The 23,710-nt window shown below is 35.5% G+C and carries 15 protein-coding genes; 12 read left to right on the forward strand and 3 right to left on the reverse strand.

Annotated features, from left to right (window positions below):
• Nucleotide 1: 1 nt before the first annotated feature.
• Together galK and FLAPXU55_RS06750 are read right to left on the reverse strand one after the other, a co-directional pair.
• Nucleotides 2–1,162, reverse strand: a complete 1,161-nt coding sequence (gene galK, locus FLAPXU55_RS06745) for a galactokinase (RefSeq protein WP_180857068.1) — start codon at nt 1,160–1,162, stop codon at nt 2–4.
• Between the two features lie 17 nt (nt 1,163–1,179).
• A complete protein-coding gene (locus FLAPXU55_RS06750) occupies nt 1,180–2,235 on the reverse strand; it encodes an aldose epimerase family protein (protein ID WP_180857069.1) in 1,056 nt (351 codons plus the stop codon).
• A 103-nt stretch (nt 2,236–2,338) separates the two neighbouring features.
• On the opposite strand from FLAPXU55_RS06750, the gene FLAPXU55_RS06755 reads away from it, so the two are divergent.
• On the forward strand, nt 2,339–3,337 hold the full coding sequence (locus FLAPXU55_RS06755; RefSeq protein ID WP_180857070.1) for a GntR family transcriptional regulator: 999 nt from the start codon (nt 2,339–2,341) through the stop codon (nt 3,335–3,337).
• Between the two features lie 475 nt (nt 3,338–3,812).
• Here FLAPXU55_RS06755 and FLAPXU55_RS06760 read toward each other — a convergent pair whose 3' ends face one another.
• Nucleotides 3,813–4,502, reverse strand: coding sequence for an NUDIX hydrolase (locus FLAPXU55_RS06760; RefSeq protein WP_180857315.1), 690 nt, complete (start codon nt 4,500–4,502; stop codon nt 3,813–3,815).
• Between the two features lie 561 nt (nt 4,503–5,063).
• Here FLAPXU55_RS06760 and FLAPXU55_RS06765 point away from each other — a divergent pair.
• The 11 genes from FLAPXU55_RS06765 to araA all read left to right on the forward strand — a co-directional run bounded on the left by FLAPXU55_RS06765 (nt 5,064) and on the right by araA (nt 23,678).
• Nucleotides 5,064–8,120, forward strand: coding sequence for a SusC/RagA family TonB-linked outer membrane protein (locus FLAPXU55_RS06765; RefSeq protein WP_180857071.1), 3,057 nt, complete (start codon nt 5,064–5,066; stop codon nt 8,118–8,120).
• A gap of 30 nt (nt 8,121–8,150) precedes the next feature.
• The gene (locus FLAPXU55_RS06770; RefSeq protein ID WP_180857072.1) at nt 8,151–9,710 is read left to right on the forward strand and encodes a RagB/SusD family nutrient uptake outer membrane protein; all 1,560 of its coding nucleotides are present in this window, start codon (nt 8,151–8,153) and stop codon (nt 9,708–9,710) included.
• A gap of 164 nt (nt 9,711–9,874) precedes the next feature.
• Nucleotides 9,875–11,416, forward strand: coding sequence for an alpha-N-arabinofuranosidase (locus FLAPXU55_RS06775; protein ID WP_180857073.1), 1,542 nt, complete (start codon nt 9,875–9,877; stop codon nt 11,414–11,416).
• A 12-nt stretch (nt 11,417–11,428) separates the two neighbouring features.
• Nucleotides 11,429–13,048 (forward strand): arabinan endo-1,5-alpha-L-arabinosidase, encoded by a 1,620-nt coding sequence (locus tag FLAPXU55_RS06780; protein WP_180857074.1) that lies wholly within the window; start codon nt 11,429–11,431, stop codon nt 13,046–13,048.
• A gap of 241 nt (nt 13,049–13,289) precedes the next feature.
• Complete coding sequence (locus FLAPXU55_RS06785) at nt 13,290–14,234, forward strand: glycoside hydrolase family 43 protein (protein ID WP_180857075.1); 945 nt, start codon at nt 13,290–13,292, stop codon at nt 14,232–14,234.
• A 127-nt stretch (nt 14,235–14,361) separates the two neighbouring features.
• Nucleotides 14,362–15,342 (forward strand): arabinan endo-1,5-alpha-L-arabinosidase, encoded by a 981-nt coding sequence (locus FLAPXU55_RS06790; protein ID WP_180857076.1) that lies wholly within the window; start codon nt 14,362–14,364, stop codon nt 15,340–15,342.
• 13 nt (nt 15,343–15,355) lie between these two features.
• A complete protein-coding gene (locus tag FLAPXU55_RS06795; protein WP_180857077.1) occupies nt 15,356–17,338 on the forward strand; it encodes a glycoside hydrolase family 127 protein in 1,983 nt (660 codons plus the stop codon).
• A gap of 163 nt (nt 17,339–17,501) precedes the next feature.
• Nucleotides 17,502–19,487, forward strand: coding sequence for an alpha-L-arabinofuranosidase C-terminal domain-containing protein (locus FLAPXU55_RS06800; RefSeq protein WP_180857078.1), 1,986 nt, complete (start codon nt 17,502–17,504; stop codon nt 19,485–19,487).
• A gap of 167 nt (nt 19,488–19,654) precedes the next feature.
• Nucleotides 19,655–21,346 (forward strand): ribulokinase, encoded by a 1,692-nt coding sequence (locus FLAPXU55_RS06805; RefSeq protein ID WP_180857079.1) that lies wholly within the window; start codon nt 19,655–19,657, stop codon nt 21,344–21,346.
• Complete coding sequence (locus tag FLAPXU55_RS06810; RefSeq protein WP_180857080.1) at nt 21,330–22,031, forward strand: L-ribulose-5-phosphate 4-epimerase; 702 nt, start codon at nt 21,330–21,332, stop codon at nt 22,029–22,031. The genes FLAPXU55_RS06805 and FLAPXU55_RS06810 overlap by 17 nt, the downstream gene beginning before the upstream one ends.
• 138 nt (nt 22,032–22,169) lie before the next feature.
• A complete protein-coding gene (gene araA / locus FLAPXU55_RS06815; RefSeq protein WP_180857081.1) occupies nt 22,170–23,678 on the forward strand; it encodes an L-arabinose isomerase in 1,509 nt (502 codons plus the stop codon).
• Nucleotides 23,679–23,710 lie beyond the last annotated feature (32 nt).

Genomic DNA, 23,710 nt, shown 5'->3' on the forward strand with positions numbered 1-23,710 from the left:
ATTAAAGTAATGTTGTTCCGTTTGAGATTTTTACATCATAAAATTTTAATTCAATCCCAAATGTATCTAAATAAAGATTTGAAAACTTACTTTTTACCTGATTTTCATGTCCTTTTTTTATTAAATTTATAGTACAGCCTCCAAAACCGCCTCCCATAACGCGAGAACCAATAATGGCGTCATCTGCTTTTGCAGTGTCTACAAGCATGTCTAACTCGGCACAGCTTACTTCATATTCCTTCGATAAACCATAATGCGTTTCAAAAAGCAATTGTCCTAAAAGTTCAATATCTCCATTGTCCAGCGCTTCGCAGGCTTTTATAACCCGGTTGATTTCTTTTACAACGAAATGAACCCTTTTAAAAACCGTTTCGCTCATTTTATCCTGAATACTTAAAAGCTGTTCTTCAGAACAATCCCTGAAACTTTTTACTTCAGGAAAATTACTTTTAATAATAGCCAAACCTTGTTCACACTCAATTCTGCGAGTGTTATACTCCGATGTAAAAAGAGAATGTTTTACATTACTATCCATTAAAATCAATGAATAATCTTTAAAATCGGCATTGTGATATTCAAAATCAAGCGTGTTGCAATCTAGTTTTATAACTTTGTTTTCAAGACCGTGAACGCTCGAAAACTGATCCATAATTCCGCAGTTAATTCCAACCCAGTGTTCTGCTTTTTGTCCTAATAATGCTATATCAACTTTTTCGATTTTTAAATCGAAAAGCTGTTTGATTCCAAATAAAGTTCCGCACTCTAAAGCTGCAGAAGAAGACAATCCGGAACCAACCGGAATATTACTGCTAAAAACACAATTGAAACCATCAAACGAATATCCGTTATCCTGCAATTGTTTTATAACACCGCGAATATAATTTGTCCAGACAACATCGCTCAGTTTTACTTCTTGAGTTAAATCAATTTCAAATTCTTCATTTAAGTCAATTGCGATTACTTTTGATTTTTTTGAATTGTTTTTTTCAAATGCAAAACAAATCACTTTATCAATTGCAGCCGGTAAAACAAAACCGTCATTGTAATCAATATGTTCTCCAATAATATTAATTCTTCCCGGAGAAAGCACCACTTTTTCTGGCTTAGAGCCAAATGATTTCTCAAAAAAAGCAGTAGTATTTTGTATTAAAATATCATTCATTATATTGTAATAGGTAGTTAGTTTATATTTTCAAATTTGTAAACCGTTTTCTGAATATACTCTTCGCCTTTTTTCAAAACCGAATTCGGAAAATGTGCGTGGTTTGGAGCATCTGGAAAATTTTGAGTTTCAAAACAAATTCCGCTTGTTTTATGGTAAACTACATCATTTTTTCCTTTTAAAATATCAAAACAGTTTCCGCCTACATATATATGTACACTTGGCTGATCTGTATAAACGCTCATTTTTAAATTATTTTTTGAGCTCGATAAAATTGCCGCAACGTTGTTTGTCGGTTCGATCACAAAAGAATTATCTATTGAAGCGGGGCAATTTTTAGCTGTTCTAAAATCAAATTCATGATTTGTAAGATCAATAAATTTTCCGGTTGGAATATTCTCGTGATTTGTTTCTACTATTTTTTCAGCATCAATAAAAATGGTCTGATCTAAAACACTTCCATCATGTCCGTCCAGATTAAAATAACTGTGATGCGTTAAATTTATAATAGTATCTTCAGTTGAAACCGCTTTATAATCTAATTTCAGTTCATTTTCTTCTGTCAAAGTATACGTTAAATCAACATGTAATTCTCCAGGATAATTTTCATCTAAATCTTTACTTATAAGACTAAAAGTTATCGAAGGATTTTCGCCCAAAGTTTGATTGGTAACATTCCATACTTTTCTTCCAAAACCATTATTTCCGCCATGCAGCGAATTTCCATTATTGTTTTTGGCCAATTCATAGGTTTTTCCATTTAATGAAAAAGTTCCTTTATTGATTCTTCCCGCATAACGTCCAACCGTTGTTCCAAAATAAGGAGCACTTGGCAGCAAATAAGACTCTAAATAAGAAGAAACAGAATCAAAACCCAAAACCACATCAACAAGATTTCCGTTTGAAACCGGAACTTGTAAAGACGTTACAGTCGCTCCATAATTTGTAATCTCGACTTTCATACCATTTTTATTCGATAATTCTAAAGAAAGAATTTCGTTGTTATCTGGAGTGAAACCAAAGGATTTAGAATTATAAGTTTCCTTTAAATGCGATTTATGTTTTATTTCCATGTAAATTTTGCCAAAAGTGAAATTCAAAAATAGAAACATTTCTTTACTTTTACATACCAGTACCTACCAGTTTTTGTATATTGCACAAAATTTCTCTTTTCCTATGAATATAATTTCGATTCAAAATAACATTGGTCTGCCAAAATATAAGCAGATAATTCTTTCAATAGAAAAAGCAATTGAAGAAGAAAAATTAGTAAAAGGCGACAGGCTTCCGTCAGTAAATAAAGTCTGTCTGGCGTTTTCATTATCGCGCGATACCGTTTTGCTGGGCTATGAAGAACTCAAAAAAAGAGGGATTATTTATGCCATTCCCGGAAAAGGATATTACGTTAAAAGCGTTGAAATCACTATAAAACAAAAGATTTTTTTGCTTTTTGATGAGCTGAATATTTTTAAGGAAGATATTTATAACTCGTTTTTAAACAACATTGGAAAAAATGTTCAGGTCGATATTTTCTTCCACCATTTCAACAGTCAGGTTTTTCAAAAGCTCATAAACGACAGTAATGGTAATTATACCAAATACATTTTGATGCCCACAAATTTAAAAGATATCGTTGCTTCGATAAAAACCCTACCAGTAGGTGATGTAATTATACTGGATCAAACAAATTCAGATTTAAAAATATATCCGGCAATTTATCAAAACCACCAAAAGGATATTTTTGAAGGACTGAAAAGAGGAAAAGAGCGCTTGCGTAAATACAAAAAACTGATTTTAATTTTTCCTGGTTTTCGCGAACCGCTGGGAATGAAATTAGGTTTTGAAGATTTTTGTGCCGAATATAATTTTGAATCTGAAGTTATCGCTGAATTTACCAACAGAGAAATTACAGAAGGGGATTTATATATCATTCCGAATGATCGTGATTTAGTTCGCGTAATCGAAAACGCCAGAGATAAAAATTTAAAACTCGGAAGCGATTTTGGAATTATATCTTATAATGAAACACCGCTGAAAAAAATCGCCGCGAACGGAATCACCACTATTTCCACACATTTTGAAGCCATGGGAAAAATCCTCGCCGAAATGGTTCTAAAAGGAAAGAAAGAACAAATTGAAAACAAATCATCGTTAATTATGAGAAATTCTTTGTAAGGACTCAACAAAGAATTTTAGCAAAAAGATTGTTTATATCACAGTAAAACAGCTTTTTGTTTGAAAAATCTAATAGTAAATTAATAAAAAACAATTTCTTGTTTTTGAAGATATATTTTGCTTACATTTGCAAATGTAAATTTTACACTTATTAATTTGTTTTAGCGGTTAGTGTTCATAATGACCGTTTAAAACAGGGTTAAAAAGATAATAAATAATTTTGTTTATTTTTTTAATAGTAGTTTTATTGAAGAAAAAACCCTGAAAATTGTGGATTTCAGGGTTTTGTTTTTTATAGATATTGCCACAGATTAAAAAGATTCACACAGATTTTAAAAATCATTTTAATCTGTGGCTAAACTTAAAACGTATAATCTGCGGTATCTGCAAAATCTGCGTGAAAAACTTTATTCGGTTTCCCAGAAAAAAAATTAAGATTAGTCCAAATCCGTAAAATCCGTGGGCAAAACTTTTCTTATAAATTCAATACAAAATCATTAAGTAATTTCTCTTCATACTTCTCTTTGTTAAAAGTATAGAGATAAGATCCTTTTCTGGACGACTGCATGTCTTTTTCATCCAGTTTATTCAGAATTTCAAGAGAATTTATTTTACTGATAAAATTTCTCTTATCTAATTCTTTGCTTAAAATCGCTTCATACAATTCTAAAAGCTGACGCATTGTGAATTTTTCCGGCAGCAATTCAAATCCAATTGGTTTTATCGAGGTTTTATAACGAAGCCTTTTTATCGCATTTTGAACCATGTCGTTATGGTCAAAAATTAAATGCGGTGCTTCATTAATAGGAAACCATTCAGCGTGATAATTTTTAATTAATTCTTCATTGTGGTTTTCGATATTAATCAAAGCAAAATACGAAACCGAAATTGTTCTTTCGACAGGGTCACGATCAATCTCACTGTAAGCATATAACTGCTCCATATAAATATCGTTAAGACCTGTATATGTATTTAAAATTCGGATAGCCGCATCGTCTAAAACTTCATCACGTTTTAAAAACCCCCCAATTAGAGACCATTTTCCCTTTTCAGGTTCAAAGTCCCTTTGAATTAAAAGTATTTTTAAACCGTCACTGTCGAATCCAAAAATAATACAATCTACCGCTAGTAAAACCTTATCGGCAGAGCTATAACTGTTTAGCATATTCAATATTTTATTGGTAAAGATATAAACTTCCTCAATTGTTTCATAATTTATTAATGTAGATTTCACACTTACAATAATAACACTTCAAAAATAGAGTTAAAAAAATCACTTTTTGGACAAAAATAACATTCATTTTTCTTTTTTAAGATTTTTTTAATTCAAAAACAGGATAATACAGGACAGTTTTTTGAAAAAAAGTTAAAAACGGCAATTATTTAAATAGGTTTTTATTTACAAAAATAGCAATTAAATTGTGTTTAAATAATTAAAAAACAACTCATTTATATCTTTTTTTAATAAGGCGGTTTTTTGATTAAAAAGTGGCTTTTTGATTAAAAGTGTACTTTTTACACAATTAACGCATCAAAAAAGTTTCTTTTTTTGAAATAAATAGCAATTTTTTAAATGTTACAAATACACTTAAATTACGATATATGTTTTTTTTAAGATGTTTTTTTGTCATATTAATTTGTTTTTGCGCATTTTTTTTATTTAAATTTACAAATGTAAGATTAACACTTATTAACTAACCACAAAACCAACCTTAAACAAACCAGTATGATAACAAACCAACAATTAATTTTTTACTGCAATTTTTTATTGCCAAAAAAAGACTGGATTTTAGCAATTTGCATGCTAATTTTTTCTGTTAATCAAATGTCGGCTCAAGGCAAAACGATTAGCGGAGTTGTTACTTCGGCACAAGACAATCTACCTTTGCCGGGAGTAAACATCATGATAAAAGGAACCAAAACAGTTGTTACAACTGGATTTGACGGAGAGTATACGATTAAAGCATCTTCTACAGATGTTTTAGTTTATTCATTTATAGGATTTCAAATTCGTGAAATCCCGGTAGCAAATCAATTAAAAATAGACGTAGCCTTAAGCGAAGACACAAACAAATTAAATGAAGTTGTGGTTATTGGTTACGGAACACAAAAGAAATCAGACTTAACAGGTTCTGTAAGTGTTGTAAACTTAGAGTCGGCAAAAAAAACAGTTACTTATGATGCGGCAAAAATGCTGCAAGGACAAGTTCCGGGCGTAACCGTACAATCATCAGGAGAGCCGGGAGGTTTTGTCAATATCAAAATTAGAGGGATAACTTCCTTTACCAATAATAATCCGCTTTTTGTAATTGACGGAATTATGGTAGATGCTCCGTATGATTTTGCTCCGGGAGAAATAGAATCTATGCAGGTTTTAAAAGATGCCTCTTCGGCAGCAATTTATGGTGTTCGTGGTGCAAATGGAGTCGTAATTATTACCACAAAAAAAGGGAAAGCAGGCCGAATGGACGTGAAATTCAAATCGATCGTAGGACTTCAGAAAGTAGCTAAAAAATGGGATGTTACAGATCGTGAAGGTTACCAAAAAATTACCAGTGAAGCCGAAAGAAACAGAGATATTAGAGCGGGTGTTCCGGTAAGTATTGCACCGGGAAATGATCCAAACAGTCCTTCTTATATCACAAATGTAAACACAGACTGGCAAAAAGAAGCTTTACAAACGGGAGTTGTACAAAATCAAGCGCTTACACTTAACGGAGGTGCAGAAAACATTGCCTATAGTTTTAATGTCGATTATTTTAAAAACACGAGTTATATTAAAACGCCTCAGGATTATGAAAGATTGTCCACAAATTTGAATTTAAATGGTAAAAAAGGAAAATTCAAATACGGTGTAAAAATAGGCTACACCCAATCTGATAAAGAAATTTTTAATGAATACAATGCAGGACAAACGGTTATCAGCGATATCCTGGGAGCAGTTCCAACAATGCCGGTTTACGATTCTAACCGATTGGGCGGCTACGGCGGAACAGATAATTTAACGCAAAGAGCGATTTCGATGAATCCAATTGGATATAATAATTTAATTGAAAATAATGGAAAAAGAAACCGTTTCCTTGGTGATGTATGGGGAGAAATTGAAATCGTAAAAGGATTAAAATATAAACTAGATGTAAGTTACGACAGAACCGACTGGCAAAACAGAAAATTTATTCCGCCAAGTGATTTAGGATGGTATTATATCACCACAAATGATGAAGCTTCTTTAGACATATCTAACGGAAATGAATTAAGAACGTTCCTGAATAATTTATTAACGTATGAAGTTACGCTTGGTAAACACAAAATAGACGCTCTTGCCGGATGGATTCAGGAAAGAAGAGAAAATTACAACCACTGGTCAAGAGGCGTAGGTTTTAAACCGGGCGAAATCAGCATGATGCAGTACGCAGATTCCAGAGACGCAGGTGAATATAAATTTACCATAACCGGAATATCTTATATCAGCAGATTAAATTATTCTTATGATGACAGATATTTGCTTCAGGCCAATTTTAGACAAGATAAAACCTCTCTTTTTAGTGAGATCAATAATTCGGCAAATTTTTATTCTTTTTCAGGAGGATGGAAAATCAGCAACGAAAAATTCATAACCTTACCAAAATGGATCAGCAATATTAAACTTCGCGGTGGTTACGGTACATTAGGTAATAACACGATTCCGCAATACTTTTTTGCTTCAACAGTAAACAGTTTCGCCGGATATGATTTTAACAACGAACTGGCACCGGGTACAACCGTAGTAAGTTCACTTGACCCAAATGTAAAATGGGAGAAAACAAGCAGCAATAACATTGCTTTAGAACTTGGGTTTTTTAATAACGATTTACAGTTTACAGCAGAGTATTTTTCTAAAAAAGTTACAGATATCTTAGTTACTGTACCTCTGCCGTTTTCTACAGGAGCTTTTCCGGCGAGTATTTTTACGAATGCAGGAGACATGAAAAATCATGGTTTAGAATTTACAGCATCATACAGTAATCATCATCATAAATTTAAATATGATATTTCGGCCAATTTTGGAACGCTGAAAAATGAAGTTACTAAAATTGGAGTGAACTCAAATCCACTTTATGGAGCAGTTTCAAAAACAGAAGTAGGAAGATCTGTGGGTGAACTTTTTGCATGGGAAGCAATTGGAATTTTCCAAAATGCAGCTGAGGTTGCGGCTTCTCCAACACAAACGGGTGCGGCTCCCGGAGATATTAAATTTAAAGATGTAAACGGCGACGGCGCCATTACAGATGCCGATAGAACTTTTCAAGGTGTAACAATTCCTAAATATGGTTTCGGAGTGAATTTTAGCGCTTCTTATGCCAATTTTGATTTCTCAATGTTCTGGCAGGGCAGCGGCGGAAATAAAATTTTCAATGCCATGTACCGTAATTTGATGATTGGGCAATATACTAACCATCACACAGATGAATTAAATTATTGGACGCCAACCAATACAAATACGAATGTTCCGGCTCCGGTTATTGGTGATCCTAACGGAAATTCAAGAGACTCCAATAGATTTATTGAAAGCGGTGATTATGTAAGACTGCAAACAATGGAATTAGGATATAACATTCCGTTAAAAGATAAATTTATTCAAAGTGCTAAGGTTTACATCAATGGGCAGAACTTATTAACGATCACAAAATATAAGGGTTACGATCCTGATTTTAATAGTGATGGACTACTTTCAAGAGGATATGATGCAGGATCTTTTCCAAATCCAAGAACTATTTCTTTGGGTGTTGAAGTAAATTTTTAAACGAGCCTAACCAACTAAAAACGTATTAAAATGAAATATAAAATATTTAACTATATAGCGGTTTTCTTTTCACTGGCTGTTGTAACAACAAGCTGTGTTGACGATGAAGATTTGACCCAACTCGACCCAAATAATGATGCAGTAGATTCTTTTTGGAAAACAGATCAGGATGCATTGGAAGGAATTAATGCCGTATACGGAAGTTTATTAACAGATGGAACGTACATGAGAAGTACGCCATTATTATTAGATGCCAAAGCAGATGATTCTCGCACAAACAGTCCTTGGCCGTCTATGTATAATGTTGGACATTTTAATTCCAATGTAGCCGATGCAGCGATTTACGGATGGGCTTTTGAAACTTATTATCAAGGTATTTATCGTGCCAATCAGGTTTTAACCAATGTTCCTGATATTCAATTTGAAAATGAAGCACTCAAAAACAGAATTTTAGGACAGGCCTATTTTTTAAGAGGATTGTATTTGTTTCACGCCGTAAATATGTTTAAAAATGTACCAATTCCGTTAGATGTTGAGGTATATCATCCGCAGAAATCAAACGAAGAAGGCTGGGCTCAGGTTATTGCCGATTTTAAAACAGCGGCCGAATTGCTGCCTAATTCTTACGTTGGAGTTACAGGTCCGGATGCAGGTCAAAAAGGACGCGCTACAAAAGGGGCAGCTTTAGGATATTTAGGAAAAGCCTATTTGTTTACTAAAGATTTTACAAATGCCAGAACTACTTTTAAACAAGTTATTGATTTAGGAGTGTATTCTTTAGTTTCAAACTATCGAGATAATTTTACAACAGCAAACGAAAACAATTCAGAATCCCTGTTTGAAGTACAATTTAGCAGAGATGCCGGCGGTGTTGATTTAGGTTGGGGCGGTGCACCTGCATCTGGCTGGGGGAAAACATCTGCACGTGCCATTACTTATGCACCAAGAGCTTTTGGATGGACAGATGTGCAGCCAACATGGGCATTATTTAACGAATTTCAGGAAGAAAAAACAAAAACAGGAGACGTTGATCCGCGTTTAGATGCTACTATTTTTTACAATAAACCCGGAACAAAATTATACGGAAGAGATTTTGCTGCTTTTTATGCTTCAAGTCCCGGAGATTTAAATGATTTGTTCTGTAGAAAATATCAAAATTCTGATGGTGAATTTGCAGACGAATACGACTGGCGTTCGGGAATTAACGAGCGATTGCTAAGATACGCCGATATTCTTTTGATGTATGCCGAAACTTTAAACGAAACTGGCGATACACCGGGAGCATATGCGTACATTCAAATGGTTAGAAACCGAGTAAATCTGCCGGATTTATCAGTTACAAAACCGGGAATGAACCAGGACCAGATGAGAGAACAAATTGGGCACGAAAGATTTTTAGAATTCCCTCTGGAAGGCCACCGTTTTGATGACATACGTCGTTGGGGATGGCTGCAGAATCCAACAAAATTAGCATGGCTGAAAACAAGAGATGCCGAGTTTAATTCGTATACAGCAGGACGTGAATATTTCCCAATTCCGCAGTTAGAAATGGATAATAATCCGGGAACAAAACAGAATGACAGTTATTGAGTTTTCAGTCTCAGTCACAGTCTCAGTTTACAGTCCCAGTATCACTGTAAACTGTGACTGAGACTGTAAACTGCGACTAAAAAATAAATTTTGAGTTAGTTAGAATACCTAATATCATGTGAAGAATTCAAAATCTTCACATGATATTCCAACATTAAAAACCTATGAAAAAAGCACTTTTAATTACATTTCTTATCGCCCTTTGTAATCAGGCAGGATTCTCTCAAAGCACAGTTGTTACTATAAAAAACAATGCTGATGCGCCAACAATCAACAAAAATATCTACGGTCATTTTGCCGAACATTTAGGACGCTGTATTTACGGAGGTTTTTTTGTGGGAGATACTTCAAAAATACCTAACACAAAAGGAGTTAGAAATGATATTATCGCGGCTTTAAAAGATTTAAAAATTCCAAATTTAAGATGGCCTGGAGGATGTTTTGCCGATACGTATCATTGGAAAGACGGAATTGGACCAAAAGAACAAAGACCTACAATTGTAAATCAATGGTGGGGTGGTGTAACCGAAGATAACAGCTTTGGAACACACGACTTTTTAAACTTATGTGAAGTCTTAGGAGCCGAACCGTATTTATCAGGAAATGTAGGCAGCGGAACCGTTCAGGAATTATCAGACTGGGTTCAGTACACCAATTTTGGAGGTAAAAGTCCGATGAGTGATTTGCGTGTAAAAAACGGAAGAACAGAACCTTGGAAAGTAAAATTCTGGGGAATTGGTAACGAAGCCTGGGGCTGCGGTGGAAACATGACAGCAGATTATTACGCTGGCGAATACCGAAAATTCACCACTTTTATGTCAGATTGGAATAATTCTGGCGGAATTACCCGCATCGCATCTGGAGCAAACAGCAGCGATTACAACTGGACAGAAGTCTTAATGAAAAACATTCCGCTAAATATGTTAGGCGGAGTCGGCGTTCACCATTATGCCGTAATTGACTGGGGTAAAAAAGGAGACGGCGTAAATTTTTCTGAAGAAGAATATTTCAAAACTATGCAGTCTGCCTTAAAAATGGAAGAACTCGTTACTAAACACGCAGTCGTGATGGACAAATATGATCCAGAGAAAAAAGTAGCCATGGTTGTTGACGAATGGGGCGGATGGTATGAAGTGGAAAAAGGAACAAACCCGGGATTTTTATATCAGCAAAATACTATGCGTGATGCTGTTTTAGCCGGAGCAACTTTAAACATTTTCAATAATCATGCAGACAGAGTTCGTATGGCAAATTTAGCACAATGTGTAAACGTTCTACAAGCCGTAATCCTTACCGATAAGGCTAAAATGATTGTAACGCCAACCTATCATGTAATGAAAATGTACAGCGTTCATCAGGATGCAAAATTACTGCCAATCACTTTTCAATCGCCATTGTATACCGTTAAAGGAGAAACACTTCCTGCGGTATCCGTTTCAGCATCAAAAGATAAAAACGGAGCCGTTCATATTTCAGTAGTCAATGTTGATGCTAAAAATAAAAACAAAATAGAAATCGACACCAACGATCTTGGCGTTAAAAACTTTACAGCAACAATTTTAACATCGGCAAAATTGCAGGATTACAATTCATTCGATACACCAAACAAAATTGTACCAACAGTTTTTAAAGGTTTTGAAAACAAAAAAGGAAAACTAGAAATCACCATTCCTCCTTTCTCTGTAATTGTTTTAGAAGGAAAATAAAAGATAAAAAAGATGAGAAAATCAAATTCCATTTTAAAAATTGTTTCTTTCATCGGGTTTTTGGTGGTAGCTGTTTTATCCGGCTGTTCCAAAGATGATCCGGCGTTAGAAACTCCTACTCCGCCGGTAGTCGTAGATCCGCCTGTGGTTACGCCAACTTTTCCGGGGCCGACTTATGCCGATAATTACACAGCAATAGCAAGCTGGGGAAACAGAACACAATGGAATTTAGCCAACGTACACGATCCATCAGTAGAAAAATCGGGAGAGTATTATTATATGTACCAAACCGATGCTTCTTATGGAAATGCTCATGAAGGAAACGGACATTTTTTCTACAGAAGATCAAAAGATTTAATCAATTGGGAATTTATGGGATCATCAATGACACAGGCTCCCGCTTGGGTAAAAGATTCCTTAAATAATAAAAGAGCCAGAATGAATCCGGCACTTCCTCCAATAGAAAATCCTAATTATGGATATTGGGCACCTTGCGTTCGAAAAGTGGGCAATATCTACAGAATGTATTACAGCATTGTAGTGACCAACCCAATCACTGGAACAGACACAAATACGTCATGGACAGAACGTGCTTTTATTGGTTTGGCCGAAACTACAGATTTGGCTTCAAACAATTGGACAGATAAAGGAATGGTCGTTTGCTCAGAACCTGACGGCGTAAAAAGTTACGTTCGAAACGGAGGAAACGATTGGGACGCTTATTTTAAATTCAACGCCATTGACCCCAGTTTTATCGAAACTCTAGAAGGCGATCAATATTTAATCTATGGTTCATGGCATTCGGGAATTGCTGCTTTAAAACTAAATCCAGCAACCGGAAAACCAGACAAGTTAAAAACAATCGACGATTACGGAACCAGAATCGCCGGACGCGGAAATGTAAATACAAACCGCTGGCAGGCACTCGAAGGTCCTGAAATTATTTACAATCCAGATACGCAGTTTTATTATTTATTTCTGGCTTATGATGAATTATCAGTTGCCTATAATACCCGTGTAGCACGCTCAAAAAACATTTTAGGCCCTTATGTAACCAATACCGGAATCAGTATTACCAACGGAGCAGAATGTTATCCAATGATAACACATCCGTATCAGTTTAAAAATCATACCGGCTGGGTTGGATTTTCTCACTGTGCCGTTTTTCAAAACCCAACAACCAAACAATGGTATTATGCTTCACAAGCGCGATTGCCCGAAGGTGTTGCCGGAATCAACGTTTCAAACGCTGTCATGATGGGACATATTCACGGAATTCAATGGACAGAAGACGGCTGGCCTGTTGTAGAACCGGAACGTTACGCAGGAGTTCCAACAACTACAATTGCCGACGCAAGTTTAGTGGGAACATGGGAACAAATTACTATGAATTACCAATATAAAACCATGCAAAAATCAGTTACGATTTATTTAACCGCAGATAAAAAAGTAAACGGTGGTATATCCGGAACATGGTCGTATGACGCGACTAAAAAAATTGCAACCATAAACGGAGTTAAATGCAACGTAATTGATGCCTGGGATTGGGAATCAGCAACAAGAAAAGTGACTTTAACTTATACCGGAATAAACAGCGCAGGATTAGCCGTTTGGGGAAAGAAAATAAATTAAAAACTCAATGAGAAAATTCCAATTTTTTAAAATCCCAAATTCCAAGTATTAAAGAATGGCCACAGATTAAAGGATTAAAAAAGATTAAAAAATCTGTGTGAGAAAAATAAGCCACGAATTTCACGAATCTCCACAAATTTTAATTCGAGAAAATTGGCGCAATTCGCGACAAAAAAATAAAGTCAAAGATTAAAAAAAATCATTTTAATCCATTTAATCTGTGGCAAAAAAAATAATAATAATGAAGAAACTATTTACAAGCCTATCCATTTTGCTTTTATCGATTGCAGGAACTGCCCAATCGATAAAAACAAACAATCCTATTATAAAAGACAAATACACTGGAGATCCGGCAGCATTGGTTTATAAAGACAAAGTGTATTTATATGCCGGTCACGACGAAGCACCAAATGATTTTCATTTCTATAAAATGAATGAATGGCTGGTATATTCTTCATCAGATATGAAAACGTGGGAATCGCATCCCGTGCCCCTAAAAGTAACCGATTTTAAATGGGCAAAAAATGATGCATGGGCTTCGCAGGTAATCGAAAGAAACGGAAAATTTTATTGGTATGTAACGGTTGAACACAGTTCTGTACCCGGAAAATCAATAGGCGTTGCCGTTTCAGACAGTCCAACAGGACCTTTTAAAGATGCCTTAGGAAAAGCCTTAATTACAAACGACATGACCAAATTTTCCAATATAAGCTGGGACGATATCGACCCAACAGTTTATATCGATACCGACGGACAAGCGTATTTGTTTTGGGGAAATACCGCCTGTCATTACGCCAAATTAAAAGAAAATATGACTGAAATAGACGGTGAAATTCATCATATAAAACTACCAAATTTTACAGAAGCACCATGGATTCATAAACATAAAAACTGGTATTATTTATCATACGCTTATGAATTTCCTGAAAAAATTGCATACGTCATGAGCAAATCGATCAACGGCCCATGGGAATTTAAAGGAATTTTAAACGAAATCGCCGGAAATAGCAACACAAATCATCAATCGATAATTGAATTTAAAGGACAGTCGTATTTCATTTATCACAACGGAGCATCAATTCCAGACGGAGGAAGTTTTAGAAGATCAGTCTGTGTCGATAAATTATTTTATAACAAAGACGGAACGATGAAAAGAGTAATTATGACATCGGAAGGAATTCAATGATTAGTGTTCAGTTCTCAGTTTTTAGTGTTCAGTAATAGTTTAACTTATATGATTTAAAAAAGTCTTCAGTCAACGCAAAACTTAAATTTTCTTACATCACTTATATGGTGAAAAAACAATAACTTATATGGTTTATAAAAACATAAAACAGGCACTTTTTGTTCTAATCTTCTGGATTGGTTTAGTCTCGTATGCACAGGAAATTATAGTTCACGATCCCGTTGTCATCAAACAAAAAGACACGTATTATTTGTTCTGCACCGGAAAAGGAATCAGTGTTTTTAGCTCCAAAGATTTAAAAAACTGGAATCCCGAACCACAAGTTTTCAAAGACAAACCAGTTTGGGCAGACGGAGTTGCAGCCGATTTCAAAAACCATATTTGGGCGCCCGATATTTCATTTCACAACAACACTTATTATCTCTATTATTCGGTTTCGGCTTTCGCCAAAAACACTTCGGCGATTGGTGTTGCGACTAATACGACTTTAGACTCAAAAGATAAAAACTACAAATGGGTCGATCAGGGAATTGTCATTCAGTCGCAGCCCAACCGCGATATGTGGAACGCCATTGACCCAAATTTAATCTTCGATGAAAACAATACACCATGGCTTGCTTTTGGTTCTTTTTGGGAAGGACTGAAAATGGTAAAATTAAATCCCGATTTAAACTCAATTGCCCAGCCTCAGGAATGGCACACCATTTCAAAACGAAAAAGAACTTTTGAATTACCAGATTCTGATCCCGGAGACGGCGCACTCGAAGCTCCATTTATTTTTAAGAAAAACGAATATTATTATCAATTTCTTTCTTGGGATTTATGTTGTCGCGGAGAAAAAAGCACCTATAAAGTTGTAGTTGGCAGATCAAAAAATGTAACCGGACCTTATGTTGATAAAGACGGGAAATTATTGACAGAAGGCGGCGGAAGTGTAGTCGTTCAGGGCGATGAAAATTATTTTGGTGCAGGCCATAACAGTGTTTATACGTTTGATGGTAAAGATTATATTTTTTACCATGCCTACGAAAAGAAATCCAACGGAACGCCAAGATTAGTAGTAAAAGAAATGCAATGGGACGCAGATTTATGGCCAATTTTAAAATAGAATAATCAATAGAATGAAAAAATATACTTTTATATTAATACCAATTTTAATCGCATTTCTCGTTTTGATTTCTTGTAAAGAAACCAAAAACGATGTCGTGCAATCGAATAAAACTTCGGCCTTAAAAGCAGGTTACGAAATAGAGCCCGTTAATATTCAAAATGTAAAATTGACAGATTCTTTTTGGCTGCCAATTATCAAAAGAGTGCAGGAAGTTACGATTTCATACGCCATTCAGAAATGTAATGAAGAAGGCCGTTTCGAAAATTTCTTAATTGCAGGAAAACAAAAAACAGGAGAAGTTCGCGGGCAAATGCCTTTTGACGATACCGATGTTTATAAAATTATTGAAGGCGCATCAAATACTTTAATTTCTGCCCCAAATCCGAAACTGGAAAAAGTATTGGATTCTTTAATTGCCATTGTAAAAATTGGTCAGGAAAAAGACGGTTATTTAACCACATGGAGAACCATAAACCCAGCAAAACCACCAGCACCTTGGGTTCCTGTTATTGAAGGAAAACGTTGGGAATCATTACAAATTAGCCACGAATGCTATAACGCAGGCCATTTAATTGAAGCTGCGGTTGTTCATTATGAAGCAACCGGAAAAAGAAACTTTCTTGACATCGCCATCAAAAATGCCGATTTATTAGTCAAAACTTTCGGCGATAAACCGGGTCAGGTAAAAGGTGTTCCTGGACATCAAATTGTGGAAACAGGTTTGATTAAATTATATCAAATTACAGGAAAAGAAGATTATCTAAAACTGGCAAAATACTTTCTAGACAATCGCGGAAATCCAAACAATCATAAATTATATGGCGAATATGCACAGGATCATATTCCGGTAATTCAGCAAAATGAAGTAATTGGACATGCCGTAAGAGCTGTTTATATGTACGCAGGAATGACTGATATTGCCGCCATGACAAAAGATCAAGGTTATACTAATGCCGTAAATAATTTATGGGAAAACATGGTAAACAAAAAAATGTACATCACAGGTGGAATTGGTTCAAGACATGACGGAGAAGCTTTTGGAGCCAATTACGAATTGCCAAACTTAACCGCATACAACGAAACCTGCGCTGCAATTGGCGACGTTTACTGGAACCACAGACTGCATAATTTATACGGAAAATCACAATATTTTGATGTGATCGAAAGAACCATGTACAACGGATTAATCTCTGGAATTTCGTTAGATGGAAAAGAATTTTTCTATCCAAATGCCTTAGAAGCTGATGGTGTTTTTAAATCAAACAGAGGCTCTTGTACGCGTCAGGTTTGGTTTGACTGTTCTTGCTGCCCAACGAATTTAATTCGTTTTATTCCGTCGATTCCGGGGCTTATTTATTCGAAATCAAAAGATGTTTTATATGTGAATTTGTATGCTTCAAACAACGCATCATTCGCTCTAGGAAAAACCGATTTACAGATTTCACAACAAACATCTTATCCTTGGAATGGAAAAATTACAATCTCAGTAAATCCAAAAAAAGAAAGCCAATTCACAATTAAATTTAGAGTTCCGGGCTGGGCAAGAAATGAAGTTTTACCGGGAGATTTATATTCTTATAAAAAAGCTTCAACTCAAAAAACGACAATTAGTTTGAATGGAGAAACATTAGCGATTCAACCACAAGACGGTTATTTCATAATTACAAGAAATTGGAAAAAAGGCGACAAAATCAATCTTAATTTCCCAATGGAAGTTCAGGAAGTAGAAACGAATTCAAAAGTAGAAACTAATAAAAATAAAGTTTCTTTAGAATACGGGCCAATCGTTTACGCCGTAGAAGAAATCGACAACAAAACCAATTTCGACAAAATAAATGTAGCGTCTCAAGATACTTTCAAAGTAAAAAAAGAAGCCAATTTATTGCAAGGCGTAAATGTCATAGAAAATTCAAAATTCAAAGCAATTCCATATTATTCTTGGTCAAATCGCGGAGTTGGGAAAATGAAAGTTTGGTTGGATTATAAGAACTAAGATTCTATTCCTGCAAGGTTCCAAAACCTTGTAGGTTTAATTTTTAAACTTAAGGAACTTAATAATACCTACAAGGTTTTGGAAACCTTGCAGGAGAACAAAAAATTAAAAATCCGTTTTTATCCGCGTCCTCTGCGTGCCATAAAAACATAAATATAAAAAAATGAAGCCCAATTTAATTACCAAAATTACTCTTTGCGGAGCCTTGCTGACGAGCATTTACACATCGGCACAAAAAAACAATTTTGAAGTAGACGCATCCAAAACCATCACGAAAATTCAACCGACGATGTACGGAGTATTTTTTGAAGACATCAATTTTGCTGCGGATGGAGGATTATACGCCGAAATGATCAAAAACAGATCATTTGAATTTCTATTTCCAATGATGGGATGGAATGAACCAAACAGCGACCGTCATAAACTAAACCAGCAATCTGGAATTGCAACAGTAATTCAGTATTCTCAAAAAGGGCCAAACCACAATTACTGCAGGGTTACGATTAACGATGCTAATGGTTATCAATTGGTAAACGAAGGCTTCAGAGGAATGGGAATCAAGAAAGATTTGAAATATAATTTGACTTTAAAAGCAGCCAAAATTTCGGGGAATATTTCGAAAATCAAATTCCAGTTTATTGATAAAGGCAATAAAGTTTTAGGAGAAACTTCGGTTGTTCCAACATCAGCAGATTGGTCAAATTATACGGCACAATTAACAGCAAATGCAACAGAAGCTAAAGCAAAACTCAAAATTACTTTTGAAGGAAACGGAGTAATCGATCTGGATAATATTTCCTTATTTCCGGAAGATACCTGGGCAGGAAGAAAAAATGGACTTCGTAAAGATTTAGTACAATTATTATACGATTTGAAACCGGGATTCTTGCGTTTTCCGGGAGGCTGTATTGTTGAAGGAAGAACACTTGCAGAGCGTTATCAATGGAAAAAATCAGTTGGAAAAGTAGAAGAAAGAGAAACGGCAGTGAACCGTTGGAATATGGAATTTGCCCACAGACTAGCGCCGGATTATTTCCAGAGTTTTGGTTTAGGTTTCTTCGAATATTTCCAACTTTCAGAGGATATTGGCGCTTCTCCGCTTCCAATTTTAAGCTGCGGAATGGCTTGTCAATTCAACACAGGACAATTAGTTCCGATGGATCAGTTAGATCCTTATGTGCAGGACGCTTTAGATTTAATCGAATTTGCAAATGGCGATGCAACAACAGCTTGGGGAAAAGTAAGAGCTGATATGGGACATCCAAAACCATTCAATTTAAAATTCATTGGAGTTGGAAATGAACAATGGGGACCAGATTATATCGAGCGTTTTAAAGTTTTTCAAAAAGCTATCAAATCAAAATATCCAAACATTACTATTGTTTCAGGTTCAGGACCATTTCCTGACGGAGATTTTTATGATTATGGCATGAAAGAACTTAAAAAGCTGAATGCAGAAATTGTTGATGAACATTACTATAAAGATCCGGCTTGGTTCCGTAAAAACGTAACACGTTACGATAATTATGATCGAAAAGGGCCAAAGATTTTTGCCGGAGAATATGCAGCGCAAAGTGTAGCAATTGCAAGCCCGGATAACAAAAATAATTGGGAATGTGCATTTTCTGAAGCCGCTTTTATGACCGGAATGGAGCGAAATGCTGAGGTTGTTCAATTAACTTCTTATGCGCCGTTATTAGCTCACGTAGAAGGCTGGCAGTGGACACCGGATATGATTTGGTTCAACAATTTACAATCGTACGGAACGCCAAATTATTATGTTCAGAAATTATTCTCAAACAATAAAGGAACAGATTTAATCAACATTACAAAAGACGGAAAAGCGGTTACAGGCCAAAATGATTTGTTTGGATCGGCAGTAAAAGATGTGAATTCTAAAGAAGTAATTCTGAAAATTGTGAATGCTTCTGCAATGCCTCAAAATACTTCAATTGATGTAAAAGGAGCAAAATTAGATTCAAAAGGAAAGGCAATAATTTTAAAAGGAGATGGAATAAATGATGAGAATTCTTTTGAGTTTCCAACTAAAATCAGCCCAAAAGAAAGTGAATTTAAGGTGAACGGAAGTAAGGTTCAATATGATTTTCCGGCATACTCGGTTACTGTTTTGAAAATTAAGATGAAATAATCGCAATGTAATAAATGTAACACTAACATTTATTTTTTGTTTTGGTCTTAAACCCTTGTTTTAATGCATTATTTGTAAAAATTCAGAAGCTATATTTTATTAAGTGTTTTTAATACACTTATAAATTATTTATAATTATATTTGTCATTATTTAAAATTAATTTCGAATGAAAAATTACGTAATAGGATTAGACTACGGAACAGATTCTGTTCGTGCGGTGCTTATCGATACTGAGAATGGACAGGAATTAGCATCTAATGTTTCTCATTACAAAAGATGGAAAAACAAGCAATATTGTGACGCATCTATAAATCAATTTCGTCAGCATCCTTTGGATCATATAGAAGGATTGGAAATCACAATTCAAACCGTTATAAAAGAAAGTAAAGTTGATCCAAAACTGGTTCGTGGAATTTGTATCGACACAACAGGATCTTCTCCGGTTCCCGTTACAAAAGATGGAATTCCATTAGCATTGACAAAAGGTTTTGAAGAAAACCCAAATGCGATGATGGTTTTATGGAAAGACCATACTTCTATAAACGAAGCAAACGAAATCAATGAACTGGCAGTAAGCTGGGGCGGAGAAGACGTAACTAAATATGTGGGTGGAATTTATTCATCAGAATGGTTTTGGGCAAAAATCCTGCACATTGCCAGAGAAGATGAAGCGGTTCGAAATGCAGCGCACACTTGGATGGAGCATTGCGATTTAATGACGTATTTATTGATTGAAGATAAAGATTTAAAAACATTCAAAAGAAGCCGTTGTGCTGCCGGACACAAAGCAATGTGGCACGCAGACTGGAACGGACTTCCGCCAGTTGAATTCTTAGAAAAATTACATCCGTATCTAGCACAGCTTCGCGGAAATTTATATGATGAAACGTATACATCAGATTTATCAGCAGGAAATTTAAGCAAAGAATGGGCAGACCGTTTAGGACTTTCTACAGATACTGTTGTAGCTGTTGGAACTTTCGACGCACATTCTGGAGCTGTTGGAGCTAAGATTGGAGAGAATACTTTAGTCCGTGTTATGGGAACTTCAACCTGCGATATTTTAGTTGGTTCTTATGATGAAGTTGGAACCAAAACCGTTCGCGGAATCTGTGGGCAAGTTGACGGATCGGTTATTCCAGGATTTATTGGTCTTGAAGCCGGACAATCTGCTTTTGGCGATTTATTGGCTTGGTACAAAGAATTATTACTTTGGCCTACAGATCATTTATTAAGTTCTTCAACTGTTTTAAATGATGCTCAAAAAGAACAATTAAGAGAAGAATTCAGCGATAAACTAATTGTAGAATTGACAAAAGAAGCGGAAAAAATTCCGGTTTCAGAAAGTCTTCCAATCGCTTTAGACTGGATCAACGGACGTAGAACTCCAGATGCAAACCAAGAATTAAAAAGCGCGATTTCAAATCTTTCTTTAGGAACAAAAGCGCCTCATATTTTCAAAGCTTTGGTAAACGCAATTTGTTTTGGCGCGAAGAAAATCGTAGACCGTTTTGAAGAAGAAGGAGTAAAAATCGACAGCGTAATCGGAATTGGAGGCGTTGCTCGTAAATCTCCTTTTATCATGCAGACTTTGGCAAATGTTTTAAACAAGCCAATTAAAATTGCGGCTTCAGATCAGACTCCGGCTTTAGGAGCAGCAATCTATGCAGCCGTTGCAGCTGGAATTTATCCAAACGTAATTGAAGCAAGCCAAAAAATAGGAAGTGATTTTGACGGAGAATATTTCCCTCAATTAGATAAAGTAGCAGCGTATCATAAACTGCTTTTAGGATACGAACAACTTAGTGCTTTTGCAGATCCAAACCTTAAAATATCGGAACATGAGCTCTCTTTATAAAGATTTAAAACAAGAATGTTACGAAGCCAACATGCAGTTAAATGCATTGAATTTGGTGGTATATACTTTTGGAAATGTGAGTGCCGTGGACAGAAAAAATGGTGTTTTTGCTATTAAACCAAGTGGTGTTCCGTACGAAGATTTAAAACCGGAAGATATCGTAATTGTTGATTTTGATAACAACATTATTGAAGGTACAATGCGTCCGTCATCAGACACAAAAACACATGCCTATTTATATAAAAATTGGCCAAATATTGGAGGCGTTGCACATACACACGCAACGTATTCGGTTGCTTGGGCACAGTCGCAAAGAGATATTCCAATTTTCGGAACAACACACGCAGACCATTTAACAGCAGATATTCCGTGCGCACCGCCAATGGCAGATTCTCTTATTGAAGGAAACTACGAACACAATACCGGAATTCAGATTTTGGAATGTTTCAAAGAAAAAAATCTTTCGTACGAAGAAGTAGAAATGGTTTTGATAGGAAATCACGGCCCATTTGCATGGGGAAAAAATGCAGCAAAAGCGGTTTACAACAGTAAAGTTCTGGAAGTTGTGGCAGAAATGGCCTACCTGACTTTGCAAATAAACCCAAACGCACCAAAATTAAAAGATTCATTAATAAAGAAACATTACAACCGTAAACACGGAAAAGATTCGTATTACGGACAGTAAGGATTTTAGATTTTAGATTAACGATTTTAGATTTAGGATTGAAATCTGAAACAAAACAAAATAATAAAATAACAATTCAAGCTTTTTCAGATTCCAACAACCTGAAACCTGAAACTTGAAACAAAATAAACAAAAACAATGATAGACATTTCTCAAAAAGAAGTATGGTTTGTAGTAGGAAGCCAGGAATTATACGGTGAAGAAACACTTAGAAAAGTAGCAGAACATTCTCAGATTATTGCAAAAGGATTAGATGCATCATCTAGTATTCCGGTAAAAGTGGTTTATAAAGATGTGGTGAAATCTCCTTCGCAGATTTTAGATGTTTGTTTGGCTGCTAATTCGGCTAAAAACTGTATCGGAATTATTGCCTGGATGCATACTTTTTCACCGGCAAAAATGTGGATTGGCGGATTAAATATCCTAAAAAAACCATTATGCCATTTACACACACAATATAATGCTGAAATTCCGTGGGGATCTATCGATATGGATTTCATGAACTTGAATCAATCGGCTCACGGAGATCGTGAATTTGGTTTTATCATGTCAAGATTACGTAAAAAACGTAAAGTTGTAGTTGGACATTGGGAAGATCAAAGAGTTCAAAAACAATTAGGAATCTGGTCAAGAGTTGTCCTTGGATGGGATGAACTTCAAAACTTAAAAGTAGCTCGTATTGGAGATAATATGCGTGAAGTTGCCGTTACAGAAGGTGATAAAGTGGAGGCACAAATTCGTTTTGGTGTTTCAGTAAACGGATACGATTCTTCGGATGTTACGAAACATATTGAGAAAGTAACGGATAAGGAATTAGCTGATTTATTAGCAGTTTACGAACAATCATACACTTTAACGGATTCTTTAAAAGAAGGCGGAGTACAAAGAAGTTCTTTGGTTGAAGCTGCAAAAATCGAACTAGGATTAAGAGCTTTCCTTGAAGAAGGAGGTTTTGGTGCTTTTACAGATACATTCGAAAATCTTGGTGTTTGGAAACAATTACCGGGAATTGCGACGCAAAGATTAATGGCCGATGGTTATGGTTTTGGGGGAGAAGGAGACTGGAAAACGGCGGCAATGGTAAGGGTTTTAAAAGTAATGAATATTGGGCTTGAAGGCGGAACATCTTTTATGGAAGATTATACGTATCATTTCACACCTCAAAAATCTTATGTTTTAGGATCGCACATGTTAGAAATCTGTCCTTCTATTGCTGATGGAAAACCGTCTTGCGAAGTACATCCGTTAGGAATTGGCGGGAAAGAAGATCCTGCACGTTTGGTATTTAATTCGCCTGCCGGAGATGCAATTAATGTTTCTTTGGTAGATATGGGAACTCGTTTCCGTTTAATTGTTAACGAAGTCGAAGCGGTTAAACCAATGGCTGAATTACCAAAATTGCCAGTTGCAAGAGTTTTATGGGATTGTAAACCAAACCTTGAAATTGCTGCAACAGCATGGATTCTTGCCGGAGGAGCGCATCATACTGTTTACAGTCAGTCATTAACAACAGAATATATGGAAGATTTCGCCGATATCGCTGGAATCGAATTATTGGTTATTGATGAAAAAACTACGGTAAGAGAGTTTAAAGATAAGATCAATGCTAATGAAGCTTATTTTCATTTGTTTCAGCATGGACTTTAATTGAAGTTGCAAAGGTTCAAAGAGGCAAAGAT

This window comes from Flavobacterium panici (assembly GCF_903819335.1).
GTDB lineage: Bacteria > Bacteroidota > Bacteroidia > Flavobacteriales > Flavobacteriaceae > Flavobacterium > Flavobacterium panici.

What these genes read in the sequence shown, in the direction of transcription:
- galK (WP_180857068.1), bottom strand. Translation starts at nt 1,162, where the DNA reads ATGAATGATATTTTAATACAAAATACTACTGCTTTTTTTGAGAAATCA.
- FLAPXU55_RS06750 (WP_180857069.1), bottom strand. Translation starts at nt 2,235, where the DNA reads ATGGAAATAAAACATAAATCGCATTTAAAGGAAACTTATAATTCTAAA.
- FLAPXU55_RS06780 (WP_180857074.1), top strand. Translation starts at nt 11,429, where the DNA reads ATGAGAAAATCAAATTCCATTTTAAAAATTGTTTCTTTCATCGGGTTT.
- FLAPXU55_RS06790 (WP_180857076.1), top strand. Translation starts at nt 14,362, where the DNA reads ATGGTTTATAAAAACATAAAACAGGCACTTTTTGTTCTAATCTTCTGG.
- FLAPXU55_RS06755 (WP_180857070.1), top strand. Translation starts at nt 2,339, where the DNA reads ATGAATATAATTTCGATTCAAAATAACATTGGTCTGCCAAAATATAAG.
- FLAPXU55_RS06800 (WP_180857078.1), top strand. Translation starts at nt 17,502, where the DNA reads ATGAAGCCCAATTTAATTACCAAAATTACTCTTTGCGGAGCCTTGCTG.
- FLAPXU55_RS06785 (WP_180857075.1), top strand. Translation starts at nt 13,290, where the DNA reads ATGAAGAAACTATTTACAAGCCTATCCATTTTGCTTTTATCGATTGCA.
- FLAPXU55_RS06765 (WP_180857071.1), top strand. Translation starts at nt 5,064, where the DNA reads ATGATAACAAACCAACAATTAATTTTTTACTGCAATTTTTTATTGCCA.
- FLAPXU55_RS06770 (WP_180857072.1), top strand. Translation starts at nt 8,151, where the DNA reads ATGAAATATAAAATATTTAACTATATAGCGGTTTTCTTTTCACTGGCT.
- FLAPXU55_RS06775 (WP_180857073.1), top strand. Translation starts at nt 9,875, where the DNA reads ATGAAAAAAGCACTTTTAATTACATTTCTTATCGCCCTTTGTAATCAG.
- FLAPXU55_RS06760 (WP_180857315.1), bottom strand. Translation starts at nt 4,502, where the DNA reads ATGCTAAACAGTTATAGCTCTGCCGATAAGGTTTTACTAGCGGTAGAT.
- FLAPXU55_RS06805 (WP_180857079.1), top strand. Translation starts at nt 19,655, where the DNA reads ATGAAAAATTACGTAATAGGATTAGACTACGGAACAGATTCTGTTCGT.
- FLAPXU55_RS06795 (WP_180857077.1), top strand. Translation starts at nt 15,356, where the DNA reads ATGAAAAAATATACTTTTATATTAATACCAATTTTAATCGCATTTCTC.
- FLAPXU55_RS06810 (WP_180857080.1), top strand. Translation starts at nt 21,330, where the DNA reads ATGAGCTCTCTTTATAAAGATTTAAAACAAGAATGTTACGAAGCCAAC.
- araA (WP_180857081.1), top strand. Translation starts at nt 22,170, where the DNA reads ATGATAGACATTTCTCAAAAAGAAGTATGGTTTGTAGTAGGAAGCCAG.